The organism is Streptomyces tibetensis, from assembly GCF_007655005.1.
GTDB lineage: Bacteria > Actinomycetota > Actinomycetes > Streptomycetales > Streptomycetaceae > Streptomyces > Streptomyces tibetensis.
This window is the reverse complement of record NZ_SZVW01000008.1, coordinates 246,032-261,072: the sequence shown is the minus strand read 5'-3', so window position 1 is coordinate 261,072 and position 15,041 is coordinate 246,032. Positions and strand designations below refer to the sequence as shown.

The window sequence follows — 15,041 nt, the reverse complement described above, 5'->3', positions numbered from 1 at the left end:
CACCATGAACGCACACATACTCGACTACGCGGCCGTCGGCATCGGCCCCGCGAACATGAGCCTCGCCGCGCTCGCGCATCCGGTCGAAGGGCTGCGCGGCGCGCACCTGGAACGCCGTGAGAGCTTCTCCTGGCACCCCGGACTGCTGCTGCCCGAGGCCACCCTCCAGGTCTCGCTGCTCAAGGACCTGGTGACGCTGGTCGATCCGACCAGTCCCTTCTCGTTCCTGTCGTTCCTGGCGAGTGAGGGCCGGCTCTACCGGTTCCTGGCCGCGGACTTCCCGGCCGTCCTGCGCGCCGAGTTCAACCAGTACCTCCAGTGGGTCGCCGGGCGGCTGCCGAGCCTGACGTTCGGGGCGGACGTACACAGCGTGGACTTCCACGACGGCGCCTTCCATCTGCGCACCGGCGAGCAGGAGGTGACGGCACGTCATCTCGTGCTCGGCACCGGGCTCACCCCGTCCGTGCCCGCGCCGTTCCGCCCCTTCCTCGGCACCACCGTCTTCCATTCCGGGGAGTTCCTGCTGCGGGCCCCCGAGGTCACCGGGCGGCGGGTCGTCGTGGTCGGCGGCGGCCAGAGCGGCGCGGAGATCGTGCGCCATCTGGCGGCCGGCGCGGCACCCGAGAGCATCACCTGGGTCAGCCGGCGCTCGTCGTTCGTGCCGATGGACGACTCGCCGTTCGCCAACGACCTCTACACGCCCGACTACGTACGCCGCTTCCACTCGCTGCCCGCCGACCGCAAAGCCCGGCTCCTGGAGCAGCAGAGGTACACCAGCGACGGCATCGACCTCCAAGTCCTCCAGGACATCTACCGGTTGAGCTACCGCGACGAGTTCATCGAGAACAACCCCGGCAGGCTGCGCTTCCTGGCGGACTGCGCGGTCACCTCGATCGGGGGTGGCCCCGACGAATGGAAGCTCGTCGTCGAGTCCTCGGGCCCGGACGCACCCGCCGTGCTCGCCGCCGATGTCGTGATCCTGAGCACCGGATATGCCTACGCGCTACCGGAGTTCATGGCTCCGCTGGACGCTCGGCTGCGGCGGGACGGCGGGATGCTCGTCGTCGGCGACGACTTCTCGGTCGCCTGGGACGGGCCCGCGGAGAACCGGATCTACCTCCAGAACGGCGCCCGGCACTCCTGGGGCGTCGCCGACCCCAATCTCAGCCTGCTCCCCTGGCGCAGCGCCGTCATCCTCAACAGCATGCTGGGTGAGTCGAGGTATCCGGTATGACCGCTCGTCAGGTCCCGCAGTTCCAGGCCGAGGCGGTCGGCGTCCTGGTTCCCTTCGGTCCGACCGAGGTGGAACCCGACGGAGTGACCGTCGCCGAGGCCGACTTCGCCCGTTCGGTCTTCCCCGGCGTGCCGTTCGAGGCGGCCCGCTTCACCGTGCCGCCGGGCGGGACCAGCTCGCCCGACCAGCACGCGGTCCAGGAGATCTGGGTGGTCCACGCCGGATCCGGCACCCTGGAGGTGGACGGCGCACGGTCGCTCGTCGGGCCGGGCTCCATGGTGGGCTTCGCCTCGCGGGCCGTCCACGAGATCTTCGCCGATCAGGGCGAGGAACTGGTCATCTACTCCTTCTGGTGGCCGGCGACCGATGAGTGAGCGCATCATCGGGGCCGAGGAAGCGTCCCACTACGACCTCGCGGTCGTCGGCGCGGGCGCGGTCGGCGCCCTCGCCGGGTTCTACGCCGTGCGCCGGGACCCGGGCCGCCGCGTCGCCGTGATCACGCACGCCGGACGGGGGACGGGCGCGACCCGTCTCTCGGCCGGGTTCGACACGCCCACGGGGCACAACCCGGCCCAGCGCGCCCTGGCCGCCCGCAGCACCACGCTCTTCGACGAGCTCGCCGCCCAACTCGGCGACGCCGGACGCGCGCCGGTCGACGTCCGCTGGCTGGTGGCGCGCGAGAACACGGCCGCCCTCGACGCGACCATGGCCGACGGCGGCCGCACCCGGCCGGTCACCGGGGAGCAGCGGGCCCTGCTCGTCCGGACGTTCCCCGGGCTCGCGCACAGCGGCGACGAAGTCCTGCTGGCCACCGCCCCCATGACGGCGGGTCAGCCGCAGTGGCTCACCGACCGGCTTCTCGACGAGGTCCTCGGCCGCCCCGGCAACATCCTTCTGGAGGGCTTCCGGGTCACCGAAGTACGCCGTACGGGCGGGCGCGTCGAACTGGTCGCCGCCGACGGCAGCCGGATCACCGCCACCAAGGCGGTCCTCGCACCGGGCCCCTGGGCCCTCGACGGGCCGGTGGCGGCGGCGGCCCGCGAGCGCGGGGCCCGGGTCAAGAAGGTGGTGGCGTTCCACATCATGACGCCGCCCCCGCCGGGCGCCCCGGCACTCCTCCTGGAGGACGCCGACGCCTTCCTGCTGCCCCACCGCCCCGGCGGCCACTGGATCTTCAGCATCACCTCGCCCGACTGGGACCGCGGCCCCGACGAGCCACTCGCCATCGACGCCCGCGACCGGGAACTCGCCCGGGCCCTGCTCGCCCGGCACGTACCGGGATTCCTGCCGCACCTGCTCGGCGGCCGGGTCTTCAGCGACTGCTTCACCCCCGGCCATCTGCCGGTCGTGGACACGGTCGGCGGCGACGACGTGGTCATGGCCATCGGCGGCTCCGGCTCCGGTTATCGACTCGCCCCGGCCATGGCCGAGGACGCACTGAACCTGCTCGACGGGAGATCGCGGACATGAGCCTGCTGACCGGGGACACGCACACCCCCCGGCACTACCTCCTGGTGCCGCCCGAGGCCACGCCCAACGGCCCCCTCCACCTCGGCCACGTCGGCGGCCCCTTCCTGTGGTCGGACATGATCGCGCGGCATCTGCGGGTCCGGGGCGACCTGCCGTTGGTGATCACCGGCAGCGATGTGTACGAGTCGTACGTGGCACTCAAGGCGCACGCCGAGGACTCCACGCCCGGTGAGGTCGCCGCCCGCTACGGACAGCGCATCCAGGACGACTTGGCGGCCATGCGCATCGGCGTCGACGCGTTCATCCTCCCCGATCAGCAACCCTGGCGCGAGCAGTTCGAGCGGGAGGTCGCCGCCTCGATCGAGCGGCTGACGGCCCGGGGCGCGGTGCTGACGCGCACCGAGCGCGTGCCCCACTGCGCGGCGTCGGACCGCTGGGTGGTGGGCGGCTGGCTCCAGGGCCGCTGCCCCGAGTGCGGGGCGGGCATCGCCAGTTACTTCTGCGAGGAGTGCAGTGCGCACTTCCTGCCCGAGTCGGTCGTCGAGCCGCGCCCTCTGCTCGACGAGGGGCCGCTGACCTGGCGGGAGATCTCCAGCCTCTTCCTGCGGCTGCCGGACCGCGACCTCCTGGACGCCACGCTCGTGGACCTGGGCGTCGCCGACCGCTACCGGGCGACCGTGGCGCGCTTCCTGGAGCGCGACGGCCTGACCGTGCGGCTGAGCGCCCCGCAGACGTGGGGGCTTTCGCTGCCCGCGGCCGAGCCGGACGTGCCGCGCGCCCTCTTCCCGTATGCCGGGATCTTCATGTTCGCCCGCCTCGCCGGCGCCGTCCACGGCCGGCTCTCCGGCACCGGCGTGAACGCCTTCGACCCGGACTCCGGGGTCACGACCATCACCACCCTGGGGGTGGACAACGTGATCCCCACCCTGGTCTCGATCGTCGGCACCAGCCTGCTGCACGGCGACATGAAGCCGTACGACCGGTGCCTGATCAACAACTTCTACCGGCTGGCCGGGCGGAAGTTCTCCACCAGCGCCCGGCACGCCATCTGGGCGGCGGACATCGCCGCGTCGCCCGCCATCGGTGTGGACACCGTCCGGTACTACCTCGCCGGGGCCGATCTGGAGTCCGGGGCCGCGAGTTTCGAGACGGCGGACTTCCTTCGGACCGCGAACGCCACGCTCGCCGACGGCCTCGGCAAGCGGATCGACGCCGCCTGGAGCCGGCTGCCCGAGGGGCCGCCGCAGGCGCCCGCCCCGGCCGCCGCCGATCTCCTGGAATCCCTGCTCGCCGAGCAGTCCGCGGCGCTCGACGCCGCCCGTGTCTCGACCCGGCGCGCGGTCGCGGCACTCGACCGCTGGTGCGCCGACGACGCGGCCGCCCACGCGGCCGAGGACGGCGCCTACTGGTGGCTCAAGGGCCTGTCCCTACTGGCGTTCCCCGTGATGCCGGACCTCGCCGAGCTCCTCTGGCAGCGCCTCGGCGGCCCCGGAGAGCCCCGCGCGGCGGCCTTCCTCGCCAGGACCCCGGCCCACCGGGACCGGCCCGCGCCCGGCTTCGGCCGGGTGAGCGCCGCCGATCTGGACGCCTGCCTGCCCGACACCCTGCGACCGGGAGCGGACGCGTGAGAGACCGGACCACACCGCTGTACGTCGTCCTCAACCGCTCCGGCGACGAGTTCGGCGAGTACCACCGTTTCCTCGACGGCCACCCCTGCCGGACGGTGTATGTCACCACGCCCGGCGGGCTGCCCGCGCTCGACCAGGACGGGGCGAGGGAGGTCCATGTGCGCGACAGCCTCGCCTACGACGACCTGCTGCCCCTCGTCCGGGAGATCGCGGACCGGCACGGCACGCCCGAGGCCGTCTTCGGCCAGTCCGAGTACGACATCCTGACGGCCGCCCGGCTCTCGGCCGCACTCGGCGTGCCCGGCGGCTACGGTCTCGACCTCGTCGAGCGGTTCAAGGACAAGCCCGCCATGAAGAGCGCGGTGGGCGCGGCCGGACTGCGGGTTCCCCGGTTCCTGCGCCTCGACGACGCACCCTCGGCAAAGGCGGTCGTCGACGCCCTCGGCAGTCTGCCCCTGGTCCTCAAGCCGCGCGCCGCGGCGGGCTCCCAGGGAGTCACGGTCGTCCACAGCGCCGACGAACTGCGCGACGCGCTGGGGGACGTCGACCCCGAGGCGTACGAGTGCGAGGAGTACGTCGAGGGGGACATCTTCCACGTCGACGGAGTCCGCCGCTCCGGCCGCCTCCACTTCGTCACCGCCTCCCAGTACGTCCACACCTGCCTGGACTACGCACACGGCCGCCCGCTCGGCTCGGTCCTGCTCGACCCGGGCCCCGAGCGCGACGAGCTCACCACGTTCGCCGACCGCTGTCTGGGGGCGCTCGGGCTGCGCGACGGCGCGTTCCACCTGGAGGCGATCCGGCGTCCGGGGGGTGAGCTGGTGTTCCTGGAGGTCGGGCTGCGGCCGGGCGGCGCGCAGGTGCCGTTCCTGCACGTCGACCTGTACGGCATCGACCTGTTCGCCGAGGCGTTCCGGGCGGCCCTGGGCCTGCCCCCGCTGTGGCAGCCGTCCGAACCGGTCGGGCCCCGGGCCGGCGGCTGGCTCATCTACCCCGCTCCGCGCGAGCTGCCCGGACGGGTCCTCGCGCGCACCTCGCCCCGGTCGGCCGTCCCCGAGGTCTACCACGAGGAACTGCCCGCGATCGGCCAGATCATGACCGGGCCCGGCAGTTACGACGAGGGCTGCGGGATCTTCCGGTTCCGGGGGCGGAGCGCCGACGGGGTGCGGGCCGCCGTGCACACCGCGATGGAGGTGTACGGGCTGCGGACCGAGCGGGCCGAACGGGCCGAGGGAGCTGAGCCGCGTGGCTGAGGCAGGCCGGTACGGCGCTGTACTGCGCGCGTGGTTCCGGGAGACCCTTCCGGCCGCCGGGAACGCGCGCAGACTCGGCGTCCTCACGCTCATCCAGTCCCTGGGGCTCGGGGTGTTCCTCACCTCCAGCGCCGTGTTCTTCACCCGGACCATCGGCATCCCCGCCCAGCGCGTGGGCCTCGCCCTGTCGGTCGCCGGGCTGTGCGGTCTGGTCTGCACCGTGCCCATCGGCCGGCTCGCGGACCGGCTCGGCGCGGGCCGGGTGCTCACCGTCAACTTCCTGCTCGCGGCCGCCGGCTTCACCGCGTACTGCCTGGTGGACGGTTTCGCCGCGTTCCTCGCGGTCGCCTGTGTCATCGCGGTCCTGGAGACCTCGGCGGGCGCGCTCCAGGCGTCGCTCACCGACGCGCTGGTGGGCGAGGCGGAGCGGGTCAGGGTGAGCGCGCAGATGCGCAGCCTGTTCAACCTGGGCTTCCTCGGCGGCGCCGCGCTGGCCGGAGCCGCCATCGCGGCCGGCACCTCGACCGCCCTCTACGCCACGGTCCTCGCCAACGCCGCCCTCCAGCTGGTCTCCGTCGCCGTGCTGCTCGGGATGCGGCTGCCCGCGGGCGCCCGGCCCCGGGCCACCGCCGAGGCGCCGGGCGGGGTGCTGCGCAGCGCCGCGCTGCGGGACGTGCGCTACGTGGCCGTCGCGCTGGTGTGCGGCGCTCTGGAGCTGTACCACCCGCTGCTGACGGTCGGTCTGCCGCTGTGGATCGTCACCGGCACCGACGCGCCCGCGCTGCTGGTGTCGGGGCTGCTGATCCTGGACACCGTCCTGGTGCTGCTGTTCCAGGTCGCGGTCAGCAGGGGCGCGGGTACCCCGGCGGGAGCGGCACGTATGCTGCGCTGGGCGGGGTGGGCGCTGGGGGCGTCCTGCCTGGTGTTCGCGCTGAGCGGGGGGCACGGCGCGCTCCTGGACAGCACGGCCCTGCTGGGCGGCGCGCTGGTGCTCGTCCTCGGCGAGCTGTACCAGGCGTCGGCGAGCTGGGGCCTGTCCTTCGGGCTCGCCCCGGCGGGCCGGCAGGGGGAGTATCAGGCGGTGTTCTCCCTGGGGCGCGGGCTCCAGCAGTTCGCCGGGCCGTGGCTGATGACCTCCCTGGTCGTCGGTGCGGCGGGGACCGGCTGGCTGGTCCTCGCGGCGCTCTTCGCCCTGCTCGGGCTCGCCGCGCCGCCGTTGGTGCGCAACCTGGAGAAGGCCCGCGCGCGGACGGAGCCGGCGTCGGCCCGAGCGGCCGGCCGGCGCCCGTCCGGACCCCCTGTGTCACACCCGTCCGACCGAGACAAGTAGGCGAGCACCATGACCGTACAGCGACGACACGACCCGGACGAGCGCGGCTTCGCCAGCGACAACTACGCGGGTGCGCACCCCGAGATCCTTGCGGCGATCGCCCTGGCCAACGGCGGCCACCAGGTCAGCTACGGCGCCGACGTCTACACCGAGCGCCTGCAGGAAGTGGTGCGCGGCCATTTCGGCCCCACCGCACACACGTACCCGGTCTTCAACGGCACCGGCGCGAACGTGGTCGCGCTGCAGACCATGCTCGACCGCTGGGAGGCCGTGGTCTGCGCCGAGTCGGCCCACATCAACGTCGACGAGGGCGGGGCGCCCGAGAAGGTCGCCGGGATCAAGCTCCTGACGGTGCCCGCATGGGACGGCAAGCTCACCCCTGAGCTGATCGACCGTCAGGCATGGGGCTTCGAGGACGAGCACCGGGCCCGGCCCAAGGTCGTCTCGATCGCCCAGTCCACCGAGCTCGGCACCTGCTACACGCCGGACGAGATCCGTGCGATCTGCGACCACGCGCACGACCTCGGCATGCTCGTCTACCTGGACGGCGCCCGGCTCGCCAACGCCGCCGCCACCCTCGGCGTCTCCCTGCGCGAGATGACCACCGACGCAGGCGTGGACGTCCTCTCGCTCGGCGGCACCAAGAACGGGCTGCTCTTCGGTGAGGCGGTGATCGTGCTCAACGAGGACGCGGTGCGCGGCATGGCTCATCTGCGCAAGACGAGCATGCAGCTGGGTTCCAAGATGCGTTTCGTGTCGGTGCAGTTCGAGGCGCTGCTGGGCGGCGACCTCTGGCTGCGCTCGGCGGCCCGCTCCAACGCGATGACCCAGCGGCTGTACGAGGCGGTGCGCGACCTGCCGGGCCTGGAGATCCCCCGCCCGGTGCAGGCCAACCAGATCTTCGCCGTCCTGCCTCCGGCCGTCACCGAGCGTCTCCAGAAGCGTTTCCGCTTCTACACCTGGGACGAGCAGGCCGGCGAGGTCCGCTGGATGACCTCCTTCGACACCACCGAGGGCGACGTGGACGCGTTCGCGGCGGCGATCGCGGAGGAGCTGGCGGCGGAGCGAGGCCAAGGGCGGGCGGGCGCGCTGACCGTGGCCGAGCGCGAGGAACTGGTGCGACTGCGCCGCACGGTTCGCGAAATGGAAGAGGCAATCGCAGTGCTGGGGAAAGAGCCTGACTTCTCCGCGAACCGCAAGACGAAGTAGCCGGCGGCGGAAGCCCGGGAGGTCGGGCGAGCGTCCTGGCCCCCGGGCGGGCGAAGCGTGAAGAGGTCCTCCTCCCGGATCGCTCGGCCGCGCAGCGTGGTGAGGGCCATGCAAAACGAACCCCGGCCGCTGGGCCTGACCACGCCCGGTCCGCACACGCCGGAGTCCTCAGGACGAGTACTCCGGCGTGGCGTCCTGTTCTGCTCCGGACCGCTCAGCGACTCAGGCAGCCGCCGGTTTCGGATGTGCGGGTGGTTCTCCAGCGCCCACCGCACGGTCTTCGCCGGACGGCCGAGCAGGGTTTCCAGCTCGTCGGTGATGCCGCCGTATGCTCCGCGGCCGATGATCCGGGTCAGAGTCTTCAGATGCTCGGCGATGTGCGGGTACGCGGCCATGTTGGTGTCCACGTAGGTCTTGTTCCAGGTTTCGATGTCTTCGGGAACATACGTGACCGGGCGTCCCAGCACGGCCGCGAAGTCCTCGGCGATCCCGTGCATGTCCTTCAGCTCCGGGCCGGTGAGCGCGTAGGACTTGGAGATGTGCGGCGCCGGATCCGCGAAGATCTTCGCGGGCGGTGCGGAAGCGTTCGGGAGGGGCGATGCGTCAGCGCACGCCTGCCGCATCGAGCAGGGTGATCACCGTGGGGGCGATGAGGCCCGTCAGCTTGTCCGCCCCGATGCCCGCACGGGCGCTGGCGCCGTCGAAGACCAAGCTGAGCTGCCGGCCCAGCAGACCGGGATCGCTCGCGCCGCCCTGCTCGGCCTCGGCGCGGAAGAAGGCGGTCAGGTTCTCCTTGACCCCATGGGCGACCCGGCTCGCCGGGTGGCTCTGGTCCTTGAGCTCGATCTGCGCCGCCAGGAAGGGGCAGCCGTAGAACTCGGGCGCGCCCGACATCGATTCCACCTGCTCGAAGACATGCAGGATCCGCTCCCGGGATGAACGGCCGTCGTCCGCCGCGGGCAGGAGTGCTGCCACATAGGCGAAAGTACGCCTCTCCAGGCTCGCCGCGAGCAGTTCGTCCTTGCTCTCGAACAGCTGGTACATGGAGCGCTTCGACACTCCCGCCGCCTTGCACAGCGCCTCGACGCCGATGCCGACACCGTCTCGGTAGGTGAGCGTCGCCGCCGCCTCCAGCAGCCGCTCCCTGGGACTTCGTTTCACTTCGGTGGTCATGCTGCGAGGTTAACTCGATTCCGACGGAATAAAAACCGATCGGTTTCCGAAAGGGTGTCCGCGTGGAGGCTCGGCTACGGCCCGGGGAAAGACCATCGCCGAGTCCTGGTGGTGTGCGCACCCGTCGCCCCCGGCAGGGCGGCACACGCCGAGGAGTCTCCGAGTGATGGGCCCGTCCTCGGGTGAGGCGGGGAGCGCCTGCCGCTACGCCGGAACCGCGCTTTCCTCGGGCGTCGTCTCCACCGGGATGCGGTGCAGCCCCTTGCGGTCGTACCACCCCAGTACGCCGAAGCCGAACAGTGCGGCCGCCACGAGACCGGCCGCCATCATGACCCAGCCCCGGGTCAGTCCCGCGTCGCCCTGGGCGTCGTAATAGAGGATCGAGCGGATACCACCGGTGATCTGCCGCAGCGGCTCGAACTCCGCGAGGAAGCGGTAGAAGCCGGGCAGCGCCTCGATGGGGGTGGTGGCCCCGGCTGTCGGCACCGCCATTCCGATGAAGACCAGCGTGACCACCAGCATGCCGGGCGTGCCGAAGACCGCGAGGAGGGTGAGCGCGCCGATCCCGGAGGCCGCGATGGCGGACACCGAGTACAGCCACAGCAGCGGCAGGTGGGAGGCGTCCATGCCCATGAAGCCGACCGCGCCCGCCATGACCAGGGTGCCCAGCAGCAGGGACAGCCCGGCCATGAGGGTGCCGCTCATGGCGAGGGTCTGCACCCGGGTCGCCCGGATCAGCGGGCGGTGCCGGCGCAGTGGGCCCAGGTCGTTGTGGGTGTAGCCGAGGGCGTGGTCGACCTGGCCGCTGATGACGTTGGCGGAGAGCATGCCCACGACCACGAGGGTGAGCGCGTAGTAGAACGCCGTCAGGCCCAGGCCGCTGTGGGAGTCGAGCGGATGGCCGTCCTTCACCGTGACGGCGGCCGGGTCGGCGAGCAGGACGCGTGCCGCGGCGGGCAGCTTCGCCTGCTCGGCTTCGGTCTGCGCGGTCAGCTCCTCGCCCACCTGGAGCGAGGCGCTCTCGGCCGCCTGCGTCGTCGCCGTCCGGGCCAGGCCGGAGCCCACGCTGCCGGCGGACTGGTTGGTGAGCACCGTCAGCGTCGGGCGGGCCGGGGTTCCGGTGGTCGTGGCGCCGGTCAGTGCGGTGATGGAGGAGGTGAAGTCGGCGGGGACGACGAGCGCGCCGTACAGCTTGCCCTCGCCGAGTTCCTCCTTCATCTCCTTCTCGTCCATCACCTTCCAGTCGATCTTGTCCTCGCTCTCGGTGGACTTCTCGATCGACTCGGTGATCCGCGCCCCCAGGTTGGCCTGGCCCACTCCTTCGTCCGCGTTGACCAGACCGACGGGCAGCTTGGTCATGTGACCAGCCGGATCGACGTTGGCGCCGACGTAGAACACGGCGAACAGGAGCGCGAGTACGCCCGTGATGACGCCGTTGGCGATCCACAGGGGCCTGGCGCGCAGGACGCGGAAGGGGTGACTGCCACTCATGACGTACGTTTCTCTCGCTCGGTGGACGCGGAACGTGGCGCCGGGGGCTGCCAGCCGCCGGTGACTTCCTTGACGGGCTTGTGGGGAAAACGGCGCTGGGCGTACTCCTGCGCATGTGAGCCCGGCAGGACGTAGAGCGTTTCCTTCTTCTCCCGCAGCGGTCGCAGCACGGTGTCCATGAACGTCTTGCGGTCATCCAGGCAGGGGCCCAGGACGTCCTCACCGGCGGGGCACACGGCCACGCAGTAGCCGGACTTGTAGCCGGGGGGCGAGCTCAGGCTCTGCCACATGGAGGCGCTCTCGGAATCGCTGACCCGGGAACGGTAGTCGGCGGCGTCCTCGCTGTCGGCCACGGTCTGCGCCCAGTCGGTGAACCCGCTCATGAACTCGCGGTAGTTGTGCGTGGTGCAGGCCAGCGCGTCGAAGGCGCCGTCCTTGGCGATGGCCCCGACCGGGCAGGCGGCGACGCACAACTTGCAGTCGATGCAGGGGTTGTAGTCCAGCGCCTGCCCGTACTCGCTCACCTCCGCGTCCACCAGGACGGTGACCAGCAGGATGAAGCTGCCGAACTTGGGGTGGATGACGTTGCGGTGCAGACCCATCACGCCGAGCCCGGCGGCCACCGCGACCGTCTTGTGCGCCACCACCCAGATCCGCTCACCGGGGAAGCGGTCCATCTCCTGGGGGAAGCCGACGGAGGGATTGAGCGCTCGGTAGCCGGCGTCCTGGAGCGCCTGAGTGACGCCGCGCGCGGCATGGTTGGCCTGTTCGTCGGCCTGGTGGAACTCCTGGTTGGCCACGCTGCGGGCCGGGGAGCGGCAGTTGTCGCGGTTCATCCGGACCGCCATCGCGATCAGGGTGCGGGTGCCGGGCAGCGCGGACTGCGCGTACTCGCGCTCGCCGGTCAGGTCGGGGTGGTCCAGGCTGACCGCGGCCGCGTCGTCCGCACCGGCCGCCAGGCACAGTTCGCGCAGCCAGGCCGCGTCGATCACCGCGGGCGGGCGCACCGTGCCACCGGCCCTTCGCCGGGCCAGTACGGCCTGTACCGAGGGGTGGGCGGCCAGCTTCGCCGGAAGCCGGGGACCTGACGGTTGCCCCTCGGCGTCTCGCGCGGCAGTCATCCGTGCTCCTGGTGACTCGGGTTCGGAACCCGCCCGCACGGCGAGAAACCGATCAGTTTCAACACCGTAAACTGATCGGTTTCCGAGTGCAAGCCTGCACTGTGAGCCTCCCCCGCCCCGCCCGCCCCCCCGCCTCCACGCCACCCGCGACACCGTTCCGGAGTGACTCCACGACACGGTCGGGAAACTCGCCCCATGGCTCCAACGCGTCCTGGACGAAGCCGACATCGACCAGGCCGGACAGGCAGGTGGAGAGATCACCGCCCCGGAGTCCACAGATACGGAACGCCGCGCCGAGGTCGGCCCACGCGTCGCCTCCACGCATGAAGCTTGCGCCCGGAAACCGATCGGTTTACTGTGATGGAAACCGACCGGTTTCTTATTCTGCAGTGGAGGCAGTCATGACCGCTTTGAAGGGTGCGAACGTCTTCGTCACCGGCGGCAGCCGGGGCATCGGCAAGGCGCTGGTGGAGGAGCTGTACGCGCGCGGAGCCGCCAAGGTCTACGCCACGGCCCGCGACCCGCGCAGCGTGACGCACCCCGACGCGGTCCCGGTGGAGCTGGAGGTCACCGACCCGGCCTCCGTGGCGGCGGCCGCCGCCCGGGCGGACGACGTCACCGTACTGATCAACAACGCCGGTGCCGCGGTCGGTGCCTCCTTCCTCGACTCCCCGGTCGACGACGTACGCCGGGAGTTCGAGACCAACTTCTACGGCCCGCTGCTGGTCGCCCGGGCCTTCGTGCCGGTCATCGAGCGCAACGGCGGCGGCCACATGCTCAATGTGCACTCCGTGCTCTCCTGGCTGGCCCTCGGCGGCTCCTACAGCGCCTCCAAGGCCGCCCTGTGGTCGCAGACCAACTCCCTGCGCCTGGAGCTGCAGCCGCGCGGCATCTCCGTCACCGGACTGCACGTCGGATACGTCGACACGGACCTGGCGGCGGACGTCGACGCACCCAAGTCCGACCCTCGTGACGTCGCCGCCCTCGCCCTCGACGGCGTCGAGACGGGCGCGTACGAGGTGCTCGCCGACGACATCACGCGCCAGGTCAAGGCGGGCCTGGCCGGCGATCCGGCCGGGTTGTACGCCCAACTGGCGAAGTAAGAAGAGGACGGGGAGACGGCGAGATGCCCAACCACGAGTCACGTCCCACGATTCACATCCCGGGGACCACCAGCCACACCCTCGCCCCTCGCGCAGGACGTGACGGCCGAGAGGGAACGCTGCGCTACCTCAAGGCGGGCAGCGGTGCCCCGCTGGTACTGCTGCACACCGTGCGAACCCAGGCCGAGCACTTCCGTCTCCTCATCCCGTCGATCGCGGAGCAGTACACCGTGTACGCCCTCGATCTGCCGGGGATGGGCTACTCCGAGATCGTGCCCGGGGCGTCGTACGACGAGCCGGCCATGCGCGCGGGCGTCGTGCGGCTCCTGACCGAACTCGACATCCACGACGTGACGTTGGTCGGGGAGTCCATGGGAGCGGTGCTCGCCCTGACCACCGCGGCCGATCTGCCGGAGCGGGTCCGACGCGTCGTCGCGGTGAACACCTACGACTTCCGCGGTGGGATCGCCCGGTCCAGCCTCCTCGCCCGGGTGGTGGTCAGCGGTGTCCTCACGCCCGGAGTGGGCCCGGTGATCGCCGGCGTGGAGCCCAAGCCCGCCCTGCGCAAGATCCTTCAGGGTGGCCTCGGCGACAAGAGCGCGTTGCGCGAGGACTACGTGGACGAGTTGCTCAAGGTGGGCGGCCGGACCGGCTACCCGGCCGTCGCCCGGGCCGTCTACCAGAACCTGCCCAGCCTCATCGCGGCCCGCTCCCGCTACCCCGAGGTCAAGGCCCCCGTCCACCTCGTATACGGGGAGAAGGACTGGTCCCGGCCCTCGGACCGGGAGGCCGACAGGCGGCTGCTGCCGGCCGCCGACTTCACGCAGGTGCCGAAGGCCGGCCACTTCATCGCCCTGGAACGGCCCGACGTACTGGCCGACTTGCTGAACGCGGTGGCATGACCTCCCCATACCACTGCGGCCACACCTGAGCAGCGGTGCATGACGGAGATCCGCATCCAGGGTCTCGACGGCCCGGCGAGCGGCGGTTACGGAGAGCTGTCCGCCGGGCGGTATCAGGCCTTCGCCCGGAGGCGGGGCCGGCGAGGGGAGGCCCCGGCCGGCGCCCTGACCGACACGACGTGGATCCGGCCGGGCAAGGTGTTCCGCTGCAACCTGACCACCGCCGCGGGAATCGCCGGCGTGGACTGCGCCGTCGCCCGCAGCCTGGACCACATCGAGTACGACGCGGGATGGTACGGCCCGGAGTTCACCACCACCGACGCGACCGCGGCGATCCTGGACATCGACCTGCCCACGGTGATCGACCACGCCACGACGAACGGCATCGGCTCTTCCTCTACGTCAACCGTCTGGCCCTGACCGACCCCGACACCCTGTTCGCCCGCTACAAGAGCTGGAGCGTCGCCGGCGTCAAGCTCGGCTTCATCAACGACGGCACCCAGACCATGACCAACCAGATCACCACCTGGGCCAAGACGGCGGCCAGGTACAACCTGCTGATCGACATGCACGACGACGTGCGGCCCTTCGGCTACGAGCGCACCTACCCCAACTGGATCAGCCTGGAGGGCGTCCGGGGCAACGAGAACTTCCCCACCGCCACCCACAACGTGAGATACTGGCTCGCCTCGGGGAGTTCCCGGTGGGCGTGTTCAGTGCCGACTGGACCTTGCTGTCCTGCACCCCCTCATGGTCCGTACTGATGGGCGACCCCAGCGCACGGACACACGTCGAGCGGAACCTGGTGCGGGCGGTCTTCACCCCGGGGCCGAGCACCCTGGCGGCCTGGCCCGTGCTCCAGGAAGGCGACGCCCTGAAACCCGCCCTCGTCGCCGATCTGCGCACGGCTCTCGTCGACTACCCCGGCGACCGTGCACTGGTCGGTCTTGTCGAGGAGCTGCGCTCCACCAGTGCGGAGTTCACCCGGCTGTGGGACGAGGGCGCCGTCGGTCCACACGTCTCGGCCCGCAAGACCATCGTGCACCCCCAGGTCGGCGAGCGCCTGGGCGGAACTGCGCGGACAGTTCGTCCGGGCCTTCGACGCGGTCGGTGCAGGTGACTTCGAC

The 15,041-nt window shown here is 71.5% G+C and carries 15 protein-coding genes; 12 read left to right on the top strand and 3 right to left on the bottom strand.

Annotation, left to right across the window (positions count from 1 at the left end; all coding sequences use genetic code 11):
• Positions 1 to 4 precede the first annotated feature (4 nt).
• Genes FDO69_RS16125 through FDO69_RS16095 form a run of 7 tightly spaced genes read left to right on the top strand, consistent with a single transcriptional unit; the run spans position 5 to position 8,124 of the window.
• Positions 5 to 1,234: a lysine N(6)-hydroxylase/L-ornithine N(5)-oxygenase family protein gene (locus tag FDO69_RS16125; protein ID WP_159030617.1), complete on the top strand. Its 1,230-nt coding sequence runs from the start codon at positions 5 to 7 to the stop codon at positions 1,232 to 1,234.
• Positions 1,231 to 1,608, top strand: coding sequence for a cupin domain-containing protein (locus FDO69_RS16120; protein WP_104780508.1), 378 nt, complete (start codon positions 1,231 to 1,233; stop codon positions 1,606 to 1,608). Before FDO69_RS16125 ends, FDO69_RS16120 begins: the two co-directional genes overlap by 4 nt.
• A complete protein-coding gene (locus FDO69_RS16115) occupies positions 1,601 to 2,704 on the top strand; it encodes an NAD(P)/FAD-dependent oxidoreductase (RefSeq protein ID WP_104780507.1) in 1,104 nt (367 codons plus the stop codon). Before FDO69_RS16120 ends, FDO69_RS16115 begins: the two co-directional genes overlap by 8 nt.
• On the top strand, positions 2,701 to 4,332 hold the full coding sequence (locus tag FDO69_RS16110; protein WP_104780506.1) for a class I tRNA ligase family protein: 1,632 nt from the start codon (positions 2,701 to 2,703) through the stop codon (positions 4,330 to 4,332). Before FDO69_RS16115 ends, FDO69_RS16110 begins: the two co-directional genes overlap by 4 nt.
• Entirely contained in the window at positions 4,329 to 5,585 is a 1,257-nt protein-coding gene (locus FDO69_RS16105) for an ATP-grasp domain-containing protein (protein ID WP_104780505.1), read from the top strand. The genes FDO69_RS16110 and FDO69_RS16105 overlap by 4 nt, the downstream gene beginning before the upstream one ends.
• Complete coding sequence (locus tag FDO69_RS16100; RefSeq protein ID WP_159030616.1) at positions 5,578 to 6,915, top strand: MFS transporter; 1,338 nt, start codon at positions 5,578 to 5,580, stop codon at positions 6,913 to 6,915. Before FDO69_RS16105 ends, FDO69_RS16100 begins: the two co-directional genes overlap by 8 nt.
• A 9-nt stretch (positions 6,916 to 6,924) precedes the next feature.
• Positions 6,925 to 8,124: a threonine aldolase family protein gene (locus tag FDO69_RS16095; protein ID WP_104780503.1), complete on the top strand. Its 1,200-nt coding sequence runs from the start codon at positions 6,925 to 6,927 to the stop codon at positions 8,122 to 8,124.
• Between the two features lie 603 nt (positions 8,125 to 8,727).
• On the opposite strand, the gene FDO69_RS16085 is transcribed toward FDO69_RS16095, so the two are convergent.
• The 3 genes from FDO69_RS16085 to FDO69_RS16075 all read right to left on the bottom strand — a co-directional run bounded on the left by FDO69_RS16085 (position 8,728) and on the right by FDO69_RS16075 (position 11,909).
• Complete coding sequence (locus FDO69_RS16085) at positions 8,728 to 9,297, bottom strand: TetR/AcrR family transcriptional regulator (protein WP_104780502.1); 570 nt, start codon at positions 9,295 to 9,297, stop codon at positions 8,728 to 8,730.
• Positions 9,298 to 9,501: 204 nt separating this feature from the next.
• The gene (locus FDO69_RS16080) at positions 9,502 to 10,788 is read right to left on the bottom strand and encodes a DUF3533 domain-containing protein (RefSeq protein WP_104780501.1); all 1,287 of its coding nucleotides are present in this window, start codon (positions 10,786 to 10,788) and stop codon (positions 9,502 to 9,504) included.
• Positions 10,785 to 11,909 (bottom strand): 4Fe-4S binding protein, encoded by a 1,125-nt coding sequence (locus tag FDO69_RS16075; protein ID WP_104780500.1) that lies wholly within the window; start codon positions 11,907 to 11,909, stop codon positions 10,785 to 10,787. Before FDO69_RS16075 ends, FDO69_RS16080 begins: the two co-directional genes overlap by 4 nt.
• 401 nt (positions 11,910 to 12,310) lie before the next feature.
• Here FDO69_RS16075 and FDO69_RS16070 point away from each other — a divergent pair, with 401 nt between their 5' ends.
• From FDO69_RS16070 to FDO69_RS41965, 5 genes are read left to right on the top strand one after another with little or no spacing between them, the layout of a single operon-like run.
• The gene (locus tag FDO69_RS16070) at positions 12,311 to 13,012 is read left to right on the top strand and encodes an SDR family oxidoreductase (RefSeq protein ID WP_104780499.1); all 702 of its coding nucleotides are present in this window, start codon (positions 12,311 to 12,313) and stop codon (positions 13,010 to 13,012) included.
• A gap of 23 nt (positions 13,013 to 13,035) precedes the next feature.
• On the top strand, positions 13,036 to 13,914 hold the full coding sequence (locus tag FDO69_RS16065) for an alpha/beta fold hydrolase (protein WP_104780498.1): 879 nt from the start codon (positions 13,036 to 13,038) through the stop codon (positions 13,912 to 13,914).
• Positions 13,915 to 13,953: 39 nt separating this feature from the next.
• Positions 13,954 to 14,334: a hypothetical protein gene (locus FDO69_RS41180; RefSeq protein WP_159030615.1), complete on the top strand. Its 381-nt coding sequence runs from the start codon at positions 13,954 to 13,956 to the stop codon at positions 14,332 to 14,334.
• Complete coding sequence (locus FDO69_RS41970; protein ID WP_234387965.1) at positions 14,325 to 14,678, top strand: glycoside hydrolase family 97 catalytic domain-containing protein; 354 nt, start codon at positions 14,325 to 14,327, stop codon at positions 14,676 to 14,678. The genes FDO69_RS41180 and FDO69_RS41970 overlap by 10 nt, the downstream gene beginning before the upstream one ends.
• Positions 14,618 to 15,034 (top strand): MmyB family transcriptional regulator, encoded by a 417-nt coding sequence (locus FDO69_RS41965; protein ID WP_324826440.1) that lies wholly within the window; start codon positions 14,618 to 14,620, stop codon positions 15,032 to 15,034. The genes FDO69_RS41970 and FDO69_RS41965 overlap by 61 nt, the downstream gene beginning before the upstream one ends.
• The last annotated feature ends 7 nt before the right edge of the window (positions 15,035 to 15,041 follow it).